The organism is Microcoleus sp. OTE_8_concoct_300 (genome assembly GCF_031383065.1).
GTDB lineage: Bacteria > Cyanobacteriota > Cyanobacteriia > Cyanobacteriales > Microcoleaceae > Microcoleus.
This window is the reverse complement of record NZ_JANMZH010000007.1, coordinates 32,065-48,661: the sequence shown is the minus strand read 5'-3', so window position 1 is coordinate 48,661 and position 16,597 is coordinate 32,065. Positions and strand designations below refer to the sequence as shown.

Below are 16,597 nucleotides of genomic sequence, written 5' to 3'. Positions count from 1 at the left end.
TAAAGAACAGGCTTTCCGGCCTGTTCCACAAAGAGTGAATTTTCTTGTGGGGATTAAAGAACAGGCTTTCCGGCCTGTTCCACAAAGAGTGAATTTTCTTGTGGGGAGTAAAGAACAGGCTTTCCGGCCTGTTCCACAAAGAGTGAATTTTCTTGTGGGGAGTAAAGAACAGGCTTTCCGGCCTGTTCCACAAAGAGTGAATTTTCTTGTGGGGTGGGCATCCTGCCCGCCCATAAAAGCCTTGTTGAGAAGGGTGCAACATCTCAGTTGAACCGGATTCGATCGAATTGGGAGTTTCGAGAATGCGAATCTTTCGGTAGACTCTCTAGGCGAGCTAAAATTTTAAATCTAAAATCGCAGGAAGTTTGCGTGAAGGAAGTTATTAAAAATTTGTCAGAGTTTAGGAAGCGCCCGTTAGCGAAGCCCTCGAAGAGGATCGCGCCAAAGCTGCTGTCGCTGTTGTGGCTGGGCGCGATCGCCTGGGTAGGTTTCTTGTGGAATCTCGGCAACATCGGTTTAGTTGACGAAACCGAACCCTTGTTTGCCGAAGCCGCCCGTCAAATGACGCTGACAGGGGATTGGATCACTCCTTATTTCAACGGCGAAACCAGGTTTGACAAGCCGCCGTTGATTTACTGGCTGATGGCGGTGGCTTACCGCACTCTGGGCGTTAACGAATGGGCCGTGCGTCTTCCGTCGGCTTTGTGTGCGATCGGTCTGACTTGCCTCGGATTCTATACCCTACAACAGTTCACTCACTCGAAGGAAGAAGGAAGTTCGGCAACGAGCACTGTACGGGATTTAACGGATGTCAGGAAGAAGGAAGAAGTCCGATGGAAGCCGGAAGAAGAAACAGAGAATAACAACTCAAAACTCAAAACTCGCCGTCTCCCACTCTTTCTTTCTACTCCTTGGATTGGTGCGGCCCTAATAGCTTTAAATCCCCAAACTATTGCCTGGGGACGGACTGGCGTTTCAGATATGCTATTAGTCGGCTGTATGTGTTCGGCACTACTAGCATTTTTTCTCGGTTACACTCTAGAAGAACAGAGAGAACAAGCAGAATTTTCTACTGTTTCCGCTTCCCGATTTCCCAATAAGTGGTATCTGACTTTTTACGTACTAATTGCCTTAGCAATTCTGGCTAAGGGGCCTGTGGGAATTGTCGTGCCAGCGCTGATTGTTGGCTGCTTCGGGCTTTATTTGGGAAATTTTCGGCAACTTTGGCGCGAAATGCGTCCGGTGTCTGGAATCTTGATTATTCTGGCGATCGCCCTGCCTTGGTACATTTTGGTTATTTTAGCCAACGGTCAAACTTATATTGACAGCTTTTTTGGCTATCACAATTTCCAGCGTTTTACTGGAGTAGTCAACAAGCACTCGGCGCCTTGGTATTTTTACTTTTTTGTAGTGCTAGTTGGTTTTGCACCTTGGTCGATTTATTTGCCGCTGGCGATCGCCCGTACCCGTTTTTGGCAGCGCAGTTACTGGCGTCGTCAACCGCGATCGGCTCAATTGAGTTTATTTGCCCTATTTTGGTTCGGCTGCATCTTTGGCTTTTTCACGATCGCCGTGACCAAATTGCCGAGTTATGTATTGCCTTTAATCCCCGCCGCTGCGATTTTGGTAACGCTGCTGTGGAGCGATATTATTGCAGGCAACGAACCGGAAAACAGGCGGATAAAGTTAGAAAAAAAACCTAATTATTTACCGCGAGGGCTGTTAGTTACATACATTTTTAATGTGATATTTTTATTAATTGTAGCCGGAGCAACTTTCTACAGCTACAACTGGCTGGGAGATGACCCGGCTATGCCCAATTTTCCCCAAGCAATTCAGGAGTCGGGATTGCTGATTGTCGGCGGTACGATTTGGATAACTACAGCGGTGGCGATCGCACTTTTACTCTGGAAGCGGCAACAGCGCTGGATTTTGGTTGCTAACTTCATCGGGTTAGTAGCATTTATCATCTTTGGTCTTACTCCCGCCTACAAAGTGGTCGATATCAACCGCCAGTTACCTCTGAGACAGTTAGCGCAGGTTGCGGTTCAACAAAAACTGCCGGGGGAAGAGTTGCTGATGGTTGGTTTCTGGAAACCAAGTCTGGTTTTTTATACCCAAGGGCCGGTGACTTACTACCGAGCTGTCCAAAAGGCGATCGACTACATTAAGGAATCTAAAAACCCAACTTCTCCCTCTATTTTGGTGCTGGGATATCCAGAGAAATTTGAGCAATTAGGATTGCAGCCAAATCAATATCAATTGGTGGACAGTCGGGGCGCTTACCAACTCGCCAGGGTTCCGAGAAATGCGTTTCGATAGTAGACCTCTTGCAAAAATAAATAGGACGGGCAAGATGCCCATCCCACAAGAAAAAATAACTCTTGTGGGATGGGCATTTTGCCCGTCCCATCACTTGAGGAAAATGATTTTTGCAAGAGGTATAGTGTCTATAGTGTTATTTAATACTTGGTTAAACAAGGTAGAAAAATGATTAAAACTAACAACCTTCTACTACTTCCCGTCGAAAGGATTCACGTAGAAGCTTTCTTACGCAATAAAAGCGAGCTTGCAGCAATTTTAAATGTCCTAGTGCCTAATAGCTGGCCTCATTTCCCCGAAGCATTTTCCCTCCCTGCTGACGAATCTTGCGAATCCAATCCGCCTCCCACTGACTGGCGCAACTACTTCTTTATTCATCCAAAAAATGAAGTGCTTGTCGGCAACGGAGGTTTCACAGGCTCACCTGATGAGTCGGGGACTATAGAGATAGGTTATGAAATTGCTTCCGAATATTGGAATCGCGGATTTGCAACTGAGGTGGCCCAGGGAATGATCGATTATGCTTTCGCTCACGAGGAGGTTAAAGCAGTCATCGCCCACACTTTAGCTGAAAAAAATGCCTCGAATAGGGTGTTGCAAAAAGTGGGAATGAAGTTCATTGCAGAGGTGGACGATCCTGAAGAAGGCAAGATATGGCGATGGCAAATAAGCAGGGATGAATATCATCCGATTTGAACCGTAACGCCGTTTGGCTGTTTAAGTCACTGGTTTTGGCAGTAATTTGAAGGTTCTCGGTTGGAACATTAAATCTGCCAGATTGAATAAAAGCTATAATCTAGTCACTACCTAAAACCCGAAGCTCGGAGCATACAATGGTTTCAATTCTCAACAAACCCTCCTCGTTAATCCATGAGATTTGCATTGAAAAAGTCGATCGGTGGAAGTTGTTCAAATTTAGTGAATCGCTCCAACAGCGTATGGAAAATTTGTTAGAGAAGAAGAAGGCAGACCAACTGAGGGCAGAAGAGGTAGCGGAACTCGACGCCATTGGGGAATTAGATCGTATCTTTACCCACATCAATGCAATGATGGCGGCTCAAGATGTCAATCAGTGATCCGACGAGACAGGCGGTTCGAGAAAGAGCGAGCTATTTATGTGAATACTGTCATTCCCCAGAACGTCTGAGCGCGAATCGCTTTACCATCGATCATGTTATTCCACGGTCTCTAGAAGGTTCCGATGACATTAGCAACCTTGCCTTAGCCTGTCGTCGTTGCAATGAGCGACGCTACAATTTTGTGGCCGGGGTTGATCCAGAAACTCAAGAAATAGTGCCTCTTTTTAATCCTCGGCGTCAAAAATGGGCTGATCACTTTTTATGGATAGAGGGTGGGGTAGTGATTCAGGGTGTGACGCCAACAGGACGAGCTACTTGCACCCGTCTCGATCTGAACGATATGCGCTATCCAGAGGAAGATTCTATTCGAGCAACCAGGCGATTTTGGATACAAACTGGGTTGCATCCTTCACCCAGCGATCCGTGTCAAACTTAACTTAGCAATTTTTGTGAAACGACTAAAGCAGATGAAACCACAATGATAAAGACTATCAAACTAAAATTTGGCAAAGCACCAAATCAACCGTCAGCAGAAATAGATACTACGCCTGTAACCGTATTCGTAGGACCAAACAACTCTGGAAAGAGTAAGGTTCTTTCTGAGATATATTACCTATGTACAAACGGTCAGCTAAACTCAATGGAGGTCATTTTGAGTGAAATTGAGTTTGATTCATTCACATCCGATATGGCAAAAAAAAAGGTAGAAAAAATAACTCTCAGACCTCGGTCTAATGAACCGCTAATGCCTGATTATATTATTGTTGGGAAGGGAGAAAGCAGAAATATGATACATGAGCAGACACTTTTATCTGCACTTCAAAATACAAATAGCCAACTTAATATCTTTTGTAGACTTTATCTTGCATTTAACACGTTGATTCTGGATGGTAGAAATCGTATTAACCTCGTAAATCAGCAGCCTGCTGGCGATTTTCAACAACCTCCTCACAGTAGCTTTCAGGTTTTATTTCGAGACGATGATAAAAGAAAAAAAGTCAGACGAATTATTCATGATGCCTTTGGATTACACTTTGTTGTCGATCCCACTTACTTAGGACTTTTGAGGCTCCGTTTATCATCTCGTCCTCCAAGTACAGAGATAGAAGAACGTGGTATTCATGATGAGGCTTTACAGTTTCATTCGAGTGCGACTCTTGTTGAAGAAGCCAGTGATGGTGTGAAAGCTTTTACGGGAATAATCACAGAAATTATCGCTGGCGATCCTGCTGTTCTTTTAATTGACGAACCTGAAGCATTTTTGCATCCTTCTTTAGCATTTAATTTAGGGAAGGAAATTGCTCTTACTAGCTCCGAATCTGAGAAACGGATTTTTGTATCGACGCATAGCCCATACTTTGTCAGGGGCTGCATACAATCAGGTGCGCCAGTTAATATAGTTAGATTGACTTACCGTGGAGGAATCCCTACTGCACGGGTTCTTGCCAACAAAGATATTTTACGGCTGATGAGAAATCCTCTATTACGCTCAACAGGAGTGATTAGCGGATTATTTTACGAATTTGTTGTCGTTACAGAGGCCGATGCTGATAGGGCTTTTTATCAAGAAATTAATGAACGACTACTGCGGTACCAGCCAGATATGGGTATTAGCAACTGCTTATTTATTAATGCTCAAAATAAGCAAACTGTTCAAACAATAATTAAACCATTAAGGGAACTAGGAATCCCAGCAGTTGGGATAGTCGATATCGACATTGTGAAAGACGGGGGAAAAGTTTGGACGGGTTTATTAGAAAGTAGCTTTGTCCCAAAATTAGAGCATCAATCCTTGGCAACCTTGCGTCATGCTGTCAACCAAAAGTTTGATGCTTCAGGTAAGGACATGAAGAGTGAGGGCGGTGTAGAGATACTCTCTGATAGCGATAAGGAAGCAGCCAATAATCTATTTGATAAACTTGCTGAGTATGGAGTTTTTGCTGTCAGGAGAGGAGAGTTAGAATCTTGGCTTCCTAATCTTGGCGCAACTGGACATACACCATCTTGGTTGATTGCTGTTTTTGAAAAAATGGGAGAAGATCCAGAATCAGTAGGTTATCTGATGCCATCAAACGATGATGTATGGTCATTTCTTGGCGAAATCAAGAAATGGTTTACCAATCCGACCAGAAAAGGTATACCTTTGTAATCCTGTGGAAGATTATGATCCCAATCAATGAAGCCCAAAAGCAGTTACAGCAGTTGATCGATTCGGTGAGTCAGTCGCACCAACCTATTGTGATTGCAGGACAGACTAGCAATGCAGTGTTATTATCTGAATCTGACTGGGCATCGGTGCAGGAAACACTGTATCTTCTCTCAGTGCCGGGGATGCGGGAATCGATTCGGGAAGGAATGGCAACGCCGATCGAGGATTGCGATCGCCAGTTGCAGTGGTGAATGGCAATCTGGTATACACCAAACAGGCACAGAAAGATGCCAAAAAACTGGTGTATAGCAATTTACGAGACCAAGCACAAGAGTTCAGGCGCTACTATGGGTATCAGTCAAAGAAAAGACTATCCCACGATATGTATTTACTCTAGATAAGGTGATAACACATAATGCAAAAGCAAACAGACGATCTTAATCAGCAGTTAGAATCACCTCGTTCCAAAATTATTAATTCCTACCTTACAACTATTGAAGATAGCTTTCTCGAAAACCGTCCCCAACTAAAACTTATCAATTATGGTACGGGTTCAGGAAAAACTCACCAATTGTTTCAAGCGATTTATAAAACCATAGAAGAACATCCAAAAAATCAAATAATCGGTATATATGTTGCGCCATTGAGAGAACACTTATGTGTTCCAACTTCAGTTGAGAGCCAATACCCAAATATTCCGGTCTATAAAATAAATTCGTTAAAAATGAAAACGACGGATGAGTATATCAAATTATACAAGGAATTGATATCTTCAATTCTCAAAAACAAAAATATTTGGAAGATCGAGCGAAAAGTATGTCCTGATGAAAAGGTTCAGGAAAATCGACGAAACCTTGAGAAAGTAAAAAATGTGATTAAGCGCCTTGAATATGTAAAGAACACAGACTTTGGCAATGAGGATTTTAATAACTCTGAGATTACGAAAATAGAACGGGAACTGAATAACTTAATTGAAAAATTCTTAGATTTTTTTATCAAATGTGAATTAGATAAAAGAAATTGTCCTGCTGAATGTTTAAAGTTAATTGAAATATTTTACCCCCTCCATCTTTTGCAAAAAAAATCGGGGATTTTGATGCTCACCTATGATAAATTTGAAACGGCTATTCCGTACTTTATCCACAATGGTACAAAATGGGTAAAGAAAAGCAGTCATCTCGATAAATACGTTATTGAGCATACAGACAACTCCCGAAAGTTTATCCTTGCCTTGGACGAGCAGGAAGATGGCTATCAAATTATGCTAGAGAAGAAGATTGATATCATCTCTCCTGAAAAACTGGCAATCAATAATGCGCTTTCATCTATCAATAGAGAATTTTCTATGCTGTTTTCAACTCAAAACAATGAAAACAGAGATTTTTTAAATTTCATAGATAAGAATAAGGGAGCTTTTTACGAATTTCAAGAACACTTTGAAAAAGACAAAGCCCTAGAAGAAAAATTGCAAAAATTCGCCCGCACATATCAAAGACTGACTGTTGAGGAGGGAAACTCTATAAAGTTTTTAGAACAAATAGTAAAGATTCAAAATGGGCTTGACGAATCAATGGAAGAAATAGTTGGGATTTTCCACAAGGATGATGAAGAAAATCCCATTATAGTGGATTTTGAAATGTTATCCCGAGTTATTTCAAAATTTGAGAATAATAGAAGTTTGTTGATTCCTCAAAAGCTTTACAATAAAATCTGTGATGATTTAATGAACATTTTTGCATACAACAACCTATACATCTACAACCTCGATCCCCTGCAAAAATTGTTTTTAACCAAAGCTTCTGGCGGACACGTCCAAATCGCCGAGGAAAAAGTTGCAGATAATACCTCTGTAGCCGAGTTAATTTATGCCATTCTAGCTGTGCGATCGCAAATCAAAACCATCAAAGATTTTCTAGCTAAGGTTTTAGATGCTGAAGATTCTCAATCCCGTTCTTTAGAAATTTGGTCAGAACAAATAGCTAGAGTCCAAAAGGCACGTGAAGAAAGCCCCTCGCAAAATCAACTGCTAAAATACTTAAATACTGCTTATGTCTATGAAAGTTATAAGTCGATCGTAAATATCAAAGAAATTTCTCGTTATCAAAATCCTAAAAATAATCTGATCGATCGCCCCCTTAGAGAAGTTTCTATTGGTAGTACGGCTATATTGACTTCGCCTGAATTCAAGATAAATTCCATGTTATGCAATAATAGTAATGTGATTTTTATGATTTCAGCAACAGGAGGAATTTTAGGAGACTTAAGCACGAGTTATGATATGCAGTATTTAAAAGATAAATTGCGGAATGCTAGTGAATCCGGTCAAAGTTCCTTTAAGGAAATGAGCGAGGAAGAAGTATTGCTTTGCGAAAACATCAGAGAGAGTCGTGAGGCGAAGCGACAGATTGCAGTAAAGTTTTTCGGTGAGGATTTATTGTCTTTCCCAAATAACGCAACTCAAAAAGTTGTGGAACGATTTGAAGAAACTATTTTAAAAAGTTTTATCGACGATCTCAAACAGGATGGGAATTGGCTGGGTATTTACAAAATCCAAGAACTTCAAAAGTTTATTCGTTTCTTGTTTTACCTGTTTGAAGATGACTCAATTCAAGAAACAATTGCTTTTACTCAAACTCTACGCTGGATTAAAAACTTAATTCAACATTGCGAGCTACTCAAGCAGGCTAACTTTAAATTTAAGGTGTCACCAAAGCATCCAAATATATATTATCTGCAAGTAAAGCATAAGGAATATCAGAGTGATATTCAGATTAAAATAATTTTGTATGAGGCATCATTCAACAGTCTTTACTTCGACAAAAAAGCTGAGAACACGTATTTGAATGAGCTGGTTGAAAAAGAAGGGGAAAAAATCTTCTTTATATCGGCTTATCAATCAGCTTCCAAAGGGTTTAATGCTATCATCAAAAACCACAAAGGCGATGAAAAGGATTTCGATTCTTTAGCTTTGTTAATGGACAGTTACTATACAGTAATGGGACCATCACTTAACAAATCAAAAGATTCTGGACTTTCTATTACGCGTTACCATTTTGCCTTAATGAAAAGTATTGTCAACTTGGGAGAGTCTAATATTGAAATCAAAGATTTCAACCAATACCTCAGCCGACCAGAAGCTGGAGCATTTAGAGAGCAGCAACACCAGATTTTATTAGGGAAACAAGTTTTGCAAGCGATCGGCCGATCTGAGAGACGCGATTTTCCCAACCAAGTAATAAAAATATTTGTTAATGAAGAAACCAGAAAAAATTTAGTAAATTTTTACAGATACCTGGAAGGAAAAGAAAAGGAGGAAATTCGGAAATTTTCCGTTAACAACCACAAAGTTTACTTAAGCGTTCGAGAAGAAGAGAAAAAACGTTCGATTAAGGATTATGACGATCATGTTATTGATGAGATTGAGGCCACTCTGGCTTTTCAAGACTTTAGAACACAAATGTTGGAGGAAATCGATCGCTTTCATCTTAATAAAAATACTTTTGATATCGCACAAACGTGGGATGCGTTGCGCGACCCAATTGTTTTCAAATACCCAGCCAAGTATCTGGAAAAGTTGCGAGATTCAGGGCTATTTCTGGCTGATTTTATTGAGTCATTATTCTATCACAACCCAGAACAAGTTGAATTTACGCCCTATTTAGCTTCCGAGGAAGAAAGCGGTAAAAAATTCCAGATTATCAGTGATAGCATCAATGGGGAAAAAATCTATCCTTACCAGAAGCGGTTATATCCTGAATATCTAAAAATCAGGGAGCGAGGCTATGACTTAGAAGGTAATGAAATTGGCTCCCTAGATACTTCGACTGATTCAATCTACAGACGGTACAACAAGTTGATGCCACAACCGCAAGTTTTTAATACTTATATTCCGCGTCCGCATTTCTTTTACGATGTGTTGTATCCCTCACTCGCTGAAAATTTTGTGGAAGGCTGGATTAAAGATGAAGTTTTCCAAGGCAAAGACTGGAAAGACATAAAATCCAGCTATCGTTTTGAGCCATTGCGAGATTTCAAAAAGTATCGTAAGCTATACGAGCGGTTTGATTTGTACTATGTCAAGGAGAATACGCTATTTTGTATTGATGTTAAAGCTTGGAGCGTGGCTTCGGGAAATCGCCTGTCCAAAAAGACGCTGGATAAAACCGAAAACAAGCTGAAGGCGATTGTTTCAGACTATCCAGAATTTAGCACCGCAAGGGGTTTACTTCTTAACTTGCACGCCGCCCAAGAAAAAAATCAACAATACTCACCCACGCTATTTTCTGGAAATTTGATTTTTTTTGACGATCGCAATTGTCCAGTAGAATCTAATATCCTCACAGAGTTTTTGTTTCCCAAGGATAAATAAAATGAAAAATAAAACAGCAGCATTGTCAGACATATCGCGAACCAACCAAATAGAAATATTAGAAAAGCAACAAGAAGTTGCCGAAAAACTGCGTCAGTATCTATTTAAATTGGGACAAGGGATAGAACATTTTACTCTTGAATATAGGCTTGCTGAAGATAAAGATTCGGAAAATGAGGATTCACGGCCTACCTTTTATAAAGAGCGGCATAAATACATTAAAGCTCAAGTCCAAGAAAGGCTGGCTGCACATGGAAAAAAATGGGAAAAATCAGACATTCAATACTTCCTATCATACGCTGATGGGAAACAATATGTGTTCTTTTTATCCCCTAATAAAAATCATTCTGGATGGCAAAAGTTATTTACCGATAATTCTAGCAATCGAGAAAGAATTTTCAACCTCATTTTCAAGTTTTATATTCTGTCTCAAGGCTTATACTTTGAGACACTGAATGGTTTTGAAGAATTACTTTTACTCCATTCCAGGGATCTCAGCAAATCGAAAGAGGCTCTTTTTGTGTGGGGACAAAACTTATTAATCAAATACAATCAACATGGCGTACTCACATTAACCTTGTCTCGAAAACACCGACTCTTCTTACCAAAAGATAGCTATAGTACCATAGATGGTGATGATTTAGGAGATTTGGTGCTCTACGACAATAAGAACTACTACTTCGATCGCGATCTTGATGGTAGGAAAAAAAATAAAATAAATTTTATGCTTTTTGATAGCGATCCAAAAAATTATGACAAGTTCAAAAAGACTCAGCTTTATTATTACCAAAACCTCATGACAAAACTTGAGGGCTTTTTAAGTGATTGCCAGATTAAATTTAAATCTCTTGATTTTCAGGCTGACTACTACTTGGAAAATCCTTTCATCAAAAACATAGAATCTGTAGAATTATTAGAGATTATTAACAATACAGGAGTCGATTTAACTGAATCTGACAGACAATTTCTGCAATGCTTCCTGAAACATCAAGGGGTATCTACGATCGCATTTTACAAGGATGGAAAAACTGTCAGTACCTACGAACCAGTACCTGACGGTGAGGACGGGGTTTGCTGGAGAATTACGGAATCTATTAAATGGTCAGATATTCAACTCGAAGCCGGAAAAAACTATTTGATTTTCAATAAACTTTTGGAGGAAGAAGCGGGTTCGATGGCTTATCAGGCAAAAGACAATCTGTGGTATCCATCAACAACAATAGATAATAAATCGCCAGTAGATTTCTATTCACAGTTAAAGAAAAGATTTAACTATTTGGAGACGGGACAGTTTTTTAGCACGCAGGGGATAAATATACCAGAATTTCGTGCTGTGGGAGATGAGAAAACTGATTTTGCGGTTTTTAATTATACAAATTGGAAAATTGATCGAGATCGAGATAGTCTACACAAGGAGACGCAAGATTTTACAGAAGGGAAAATATTGGATGTAGAGGGCTCTATTTTTTGTTATCTAAAAGAACAAGCAGATAGCAAACAATGGGAAAGTTTCTGCGAACGATACAAGATAAATCTTTCCCCAGAATTTCAGAAGGTATTGATTGAGTTGGGAATTAAGAACTGGATCGCGCAGAGTATTTTAAATCCAAACTTGGGCTTGCCTATTACTCCTCAATCATTTCCTGAAAAACAATTTTTTAGTATTTATGTTCGCAGCCCCAGAAACAAGGAACCTAAAGCGGTTGCGGTAGAATTTCTTTACAAAGATGGTTGTATATACATAAAAAATGTCATATACGACTTAAAACAAATAGAATCTAAGTTTCGATTTTTAAGAAGGCAAAGAAATAATTCAGAAAAATTAGTTAACGATCAGAAATATTTTGTAGATGAGGCAGAAAAGCTGTATATTAGTTGTTATACAGACGACTTGTATACGCCAACGTTAATTGGACGGACTGGTATTATTGAAGACTTGGAAAGCGGAGAACTAACAATAGATCGAAAAAACAAAAGTGAAAATAGTAGTAGATTTTTACCTTTGGTATCCCATTACAACAGCGAGATTAAACCTATTAACAGAATCCAAAATATGATATGTTTTGATTTGAAGAACAAAACATTTATTCAGTATTATGTACCTCCAAGGCAAAATATTGCAGGCTCGATTAAGAAAGGGTTTAGAGCCTATCATTTGATTGGGAAGAGATATGGCGGAGAGTCAATTCCCACATCTGAACTCATCGACCATCCCATCACAGCTTTACATTTTAGTACGCTCACTCAAAATGTTTTAAAAGTCGGTGAAAACAGTCAGTCATCTCTGTTAGAAAAAGTGGCAAAAGTATTAATTGAAAATTAAAAAAAGGATGAATTTGAATGCTGCTTTCAGAAAACATCCAGATATTTCAGCGCTCGGAGAAGATCGTCGGATACACTCACATCTGGTCTGAGGCCGGAGACAAGTATCAACGTCAGCTAGAAGCCAACCTGCTACTTAGAGCCGATCGAGGAGTGCGATCGCCCTTAGGACTGGTGAGGAGGGCCGACCATACGTGCCATAATCAGCCATATTATCTGGTACGCGATCGCCTAAATATATGGATGCGCTAATCGGCAAAACTTTACAGGGTGGAAAGTACACCCTCGAACAAGAATTGGGAAGAGGCGGCTTTGGAATAACTTTCAGGGCAAATCACCGCTATTTAGGACAGCCTGTAGTCATTAAAACCCTCAACGAATCTCTGCGGCAGCAACCCAATTTTGCTGAGTTCGATCGCAAATTTCAAGACGAAGCGAGGCGGTTGGCTTCCTGCGTCCATCCGAATATTGTCCGCGTCAGCGATTTCTTTGTCGAAGACGGGCAGCCTTACATGGTGATGGACTACATAGCCGGTCAGAATTTGGGCGATGTAGTCGGTTCAAATAATCCGCTGCCAGAAAATCTCGCAATTCTCTACATCACTCAAATAGGGGCTGCTTTAAAAGTTGTTCATCAAAAGGGTTTGCTGCATCGAGATGTCAAGCCACAAAACATTATTTTGCGCCAAGGTACTCAGGAAGTCGTGCTGATTGATTTTGGCATTGCCCGCGAGTTTACTCCTGGTGCAACCCAAAGTCACACTAATATGGTGTCCGACGGCTACGCGCCCCCAGAACAGTATTTTGCCCAAGGAAAATATACGCCCGCAGCAGATGTTTACGGTCTGGCGGCGACGCTTTACACTTTACTGACAGCACAGGTGCCGGTGGCTGCAATTTTGCGCACCAGCCAGCCGATGCCTTCACCCCGCGACTTGCAGCCTCAGCTAAGTGCGGCTGTCAGTTCTGCGGTGATGCGGGGGATGACGGTAGAAGCTCAAAATCGCCCTGCTAGCGTGGATGAGTGGGTGTCGCTGCTGCACGGGCAGTCGCCAGACACCGGGCCGACGGTGGCGGTGATTCCGGGACACGGGCCTCAGTCGGCTGCAGGTTCCAGAACAGCGCCTGCTGTGGTGTCTTCTGGGTCCGGCAACCGCAAGATTTGGTCGATTTTGGGGCTCGTGGCGATCGCACTTATTGTTGCAGGTTTGGTCGGGATTGCTAGGGTTTTCCTCAACCGGCCGTCTTCGGAACCCGCACCGGTGGCCCAGGACGATCGCACTTCGGCCCCTGCAGATCCAGACGCGCGATCGAGCCCCGCACCAATTCCCGCGCCCGCACCAACGCCAGCGCCGACTCGCAGAGAAACTCCGCCGCCTGCTGCTGAAACTCCGACCCCAACACCGGCCCCAACCCCAACACCAACCCCAACACCAGCCCCAACGGGGGCGGACACGGGGGCACCGCCCCTAGAACAGCCGAGGGAAAAACTTGTTGACAAAGAGTTGCCGCCCGATCGATCGCCCGCACCCAGCGAACAACCGGGAACCAACGATCGCAACACTCCCCCTATCCCTGGGTTTGCCGTTGGTACGCCGGAAAGTCAGATTTTATCCCAATTGGGAGAACCGACGGACTCTCAAGCCCGGGGCTATTGGCCAAATACTCGCACCGCACTTTACGAAATATTGCCAAATCGGATTACTCTCGGCTACATTTACGATCGCGATTCGGACCAGCTAGTACAAACAGAGGGTTCTTTTGCCCCGTCGGTGGACGATTTGGTGGTGCGAACCGCGTTAAACGGGATGGTGGGCGGCGCCAGCCGGGAGATTTTGCAAGGGTTCCGAGACGTGCAGCAGCGCCGAACTAATCAGTTTACGTTTAAGAAGGGTTCGCTCGAAGGGACGATCGAACGCAATGAGCGCGATCGGATTTACATCGGCGTTTGGGACGAAAATTTGCATTAATTAGGAATTATGCACGGGTGGTCAGAAACCGGATTTTTTTGCCAGAGACTTTCGTTACAGCCCGCATTAACCGCAAAAAACCCGGTTTCTTTAATCCCCAATCCAAAATCCAAAATCTAAAATCTAAAATCGCTTGACGATCGAACGCAATGAGCGCGATCGGATTTACATCGGCGTCTGGGACGACAACTTGCATTAAACTTGGCAGCGGTGACATCCTGCACCCTTGTCAATAAACCTGGGCGGGCTCTTCGGCCCACCCCACAGGAAAACTCAACTCTTGTGGAACAGGCATCTTGCCTGTTCAAGAAAATGGTGCAAGATGTAAATATTCTTGACTCAGCTTTGTGCCAAAATCTAAAATCCAAAATCTAAAATCTAAAATCTAGTTGACGCAACACGAAATATTGTCTATGATTAAAGAACACACGAGGGGCTGTAATGGTTTCGACAGGGTGGCGAAAGCTGCTCCGTGATGCAGGTCGAGAGTGAGTCTCCTCTCGCTAATACCGGCTCAAACAAAAAAGTAAATGCGAACAACATCGTTCCTTTCGCTCGCAAAGCCGTCGCTGTAGCCTAAAAACTTCTTAAGCCCGGTTTAGAGTGTATGCCACCTAACTCCGTTAACGGTAGCATAACAACCCCCAACGGATGCCCTAGCTAAACGTTTCTAGTCGGCTAGCTAGGAAAGCAATCACTAGAAAATCCCCCCATTTGGGATAAAGATGGTTCCCGCCCTGAGGATTAGAAGGGATAAACCTGTGAACGATCGGAAGGTAAATACCCGCTTTGGACGGCAGTTCGATTCTGCCCAGTTCCATAAAAAAAGTAGCGTAAAATCAATGGTCTAAACCATTTGAAAGTTACTTTAAAGCATTAAAAGAGTCCAGAGTTAACTCTGGACTCTTTTGTTTGGGCTATATGTCCCTGGACGCACGGGTAGTCAGAAACCGGGTTTTTGCGAGAAAACTTCGTTACAGTACGCAGAAACGCATAAAAACCCGGTTTCTTTAGTATTTATGCCTCCTGGACTAAACAGTCAACAGTCAACACTCAACACTCAACCATAAGTTACCAACCCATTAGCCTAGCTGTGGGATCAGATAAATATAATTTCACCCGTCCGTTCGTTCTTGGGGGCCTGTCCGGCGATATACTGATATGCGGTAAAGCCTTAAAAATCTTTACAAAGACCCCGATTTCTAAGCCTACTCCTACCAAGGACGGGTGAAAAATTATATGCTGAGCACTCAAAAGCTGGAAAAATGAACCCAGGAATTGACTTACAAGGAAGTTTCGTAGAAGCCCTAATCAATTGGGGCTTGCCGGCGGACATCGCCAAAGTGCTTTGGTTACCGCTGCCAATGGTGCTGATGATTGTCGGTGCTGTATTCGGGGTACTTACTAGCGTCTGGCTAGAGCGGAAAATTTCCGCCGCCGCTCAACAGCGGGTAGGCCCGGAATTTATCGGCCCTTTGGGAACACTAGCACCCGTTGCCGACGGTCTGAAGTTGGTATTTAAAGAAGACATTGTACCGGCAAAAGCTGACGCCCTGCTGTTCACGCTAGGCCCGGTAATTGTGGTGATTCCAGTTTTTCTGTCTTACTTAATCGTGCCCTTCGGAGAGCATATGCTGATCGCCGATATCGGGACAGCGATATTTCTGTGGATTGCTCTTTCTAGCATTCAGCCGATCGGCTTGCTGATGTCCGGCTATGCTTCCAACAACAAATACGCCCTCCTCGGCGGACTCAGAGCAGCCGCTCAATCCCTCAGCTACGAAATTCCCCTAGCTTTGGCAGTATTGGCAGTTGTGATGATGTCCAACAGCCTCAGTACGATCGACATCGTACATCAACAAGCAGGCTACGGCATCGTCGGCTGGAATGTCTGGCGGCAACCCGCAGGTTTCCTGATTTTCTGGATATCAGCACTCGCAGAATGCGAACGGTTGCCCTTTGACCTCCCGGAAGCAGAAGAAGAATTGGTAGCAGGATATCAGACTGAGTACTCAGGCATGAAATTTGCTTTGTACTACATCGCTTCCTACGTTAACCTGGTCCTTTCTTGCCTGCTAGTAGCAGTTTTGTACCTCGGCGGCTGGGAAAGTCCGATTCCGGTCGGAGTCATCACAAATGCCCTGGGATTGAGCGAGACGACTCCTTGGTTGCAGGTAATTACGGGCACGCTGGGCATTACGATGACCATGCTGAAAGCCTACTTTTTCCTGTTTCTGGCAGTTCTGCTCCGCTGGACTCTGCCGCGAGTTCGGATCGACCAATTGCTAGATTTGGGATGGAAGTTTTTGCTGCCCGTTGCTTTAGTTAATTTGCTATTGACCGCAGCTTTGAAGCTTGCCTTTCCTTTTGCTTTTGGCGGTTAATT

12 protein-coding genes and 1 other RNA gene are annotated in these 16,597 nt (G+C 42.6%); 12 read left to right on the top strand and 1 reads right to left on the bottom strand.

Annotation, left to right across the window (positions count from 1 at the left end; translation table 11 throughout):
- Positions 1-213 precede the first annotated feature (213 nt).
- The 10 genes from ACUVJL_RS00345 to ACUVJL_RS00300 all read left to right on the top strand — a co-directional run bounded on the left by ACUVJL_RS00345 (position 214) and on the right by ACUVJL_RS00300 (position 14,211).
- Positions 214-2,322: an ArnT family glycosyltransferase gene (locus ACUVJL_RS00345; RefSeq protein WP_445244014.1), complete on the top strand. Its 2,109-nt coding sequence runs from the start codon at positions 214-216 to the stop codon at positions 2,320-2,322.
- A gap of 168 nt (positions 2,323-2,490) precedes the next feature.
- Positions 2,491-3,018: a GNAT family N-acetyltransferase gene (locus tag ACUVJL_RS00340; RefSeq protein WP_445244013.1), complete on the top strand. Its 528-nt coding sequence runs from the start codon at positions 2,491-2,493 to the stop codon at positions 3,016-3,018.
- A gap of 137 nt (positions 3,019-3,155) precedes the next feature.
- Positions 3,156-3,398: a hypothetical protein gene (locus ACUVJL_RS00335; RefSeq protein ID WP_445244012.1), complete on the top strand. Its 243-nt coding sequence runs from the start codon at positions 3,156-3,158 to the stop codon at positions 3,396-3,398.
- Positions 3,385-3,837 (top strand): HNH endonuclease, encoded by a 453-nt coding sequence (locus ACUVJL_RS00330; RefSeq protein WP_445244011.1) that lies wholly within the window; start codon positions 3,385-3,387, stop codon positions 3,835-3,837. The genes ACUVJL_RS00335 and ACUVJL_RS00330 overlap by 14 nt, the downstream gene beginning before the upstream one ends.
- Positions 3,838-3,879: 42 nt before the next feature.
- Positions 3,880-5,550 (top strand): ATP-dependent nuclease, encoded by a 1,671-nt coding sequence (locus ACUVJL_RS00325; RefSeq protein ID WP_445244010.1) that lies wholly within the window; start codon positions 3,880-3,882, stop codon positions 5,548-5,550.
- Positions 5,551-5,564: 14 nt separating this feature from the next.
- Positions 5,565-5,801 carry a type II toxin-antitoxin system Phd/YefM family antitoxin gene (locus tag ACUVJL_RS00320; RefSeq protein WP_445244009.1) on the top strand — a complete coding sequence of 79 codons (237 nt, stop codon included), beginning with the start codon at positions 5,565-5,567 and terminating at the stop codon, positions 5,799-5,801.
- 164 nt (positions 5,802-5,965) lie between these two features.
- Positions 5,966-9,919, top strand: coding sequence for a hypothetical protein (locus ACUVJL_RS00315; protein WP_445244008.1), 3,954 nt, complete (start codon positions 5,966-5,968; stop codon positions 9,917-9,919).
- A gap of 1 nt (position 9,920) precedes the next feature.
- Positions 9,921-12,242, top strand: coding sequence for a hypothetical protein (locus ACUVJL_RS00310; RefSeq protein WP_445244007.1), 2,322 nt, complete (start codon positions 9,921-9,923; stop codon positions 12,240-12,242).
- A gap of 17 nt (positions 12,243-12,259) precedes the next feature.
- Positions 12,260-12,493: a hypothetical protein gene (locus ACUVJL_RS00305; protein WP_445244006.1), complete on the top strand. Its 234-nt coding sequence runs from the start codon at positions 12,260-12,262 to the stop codon at positions 12,491-12,493.
- Entirely contained in the window at positions 12,481-14,211 is a 1,731-nt protein-coding gene (locus ACUVJL_RS00300) for a serine/threonine protein kinase (RefSeq protein WP_445244005.1), read from the top strand. The genes ACUVJL_RS00305 and ACUVJL_RS00300 overlap by 13 nt, the downstream gene beginning before the upstream one ends.
- Positions 14,212-14,218: 7 nt before the next feature.
- Here ACUVJL_RS00300 and ACUVJL_RS00295 read toward each other — a convergent pair whose 3' ends face one another.
- The gene (locus ACUVJL_RS00295; RefSeq protein ID WP_445244004.1) at positions 14,219-14,428 is read right to left on the bottom strand and encodes a hypothetical protein; all 210 of its coding nucleotides are present in this window, start codon (positions 14,426-14,428) and stop codon (positions 14,219-14,221) included.
- 215 nt (positions 14,429-14,643) lie between these two features.
- Between ACUVJL_RS00295 and ssrA the strand changes: the two genes are divergently transcribed.
- Positions 14,644-15,034, top strand: a transfer-messenger RNA (tmRNA) gene (gene ssrA / locus ACUVJL_RS00290).
- A gap of 442 nt (positions 15,035-15,476) precedes the next feature.
- A complete protein-coding gene (gene nuoH / locus ACUVJL_RS00285) occupies positions 15,477-16,595 on the top strand; it encodes an NADH-quinone oxidoreductase subunit NuoH (protein WP_445244003.1) in 1,119 nt (372 codons plus the stop codon).
- Positions 16,596-16,597 lie beyond the last annotated feature (2 nt).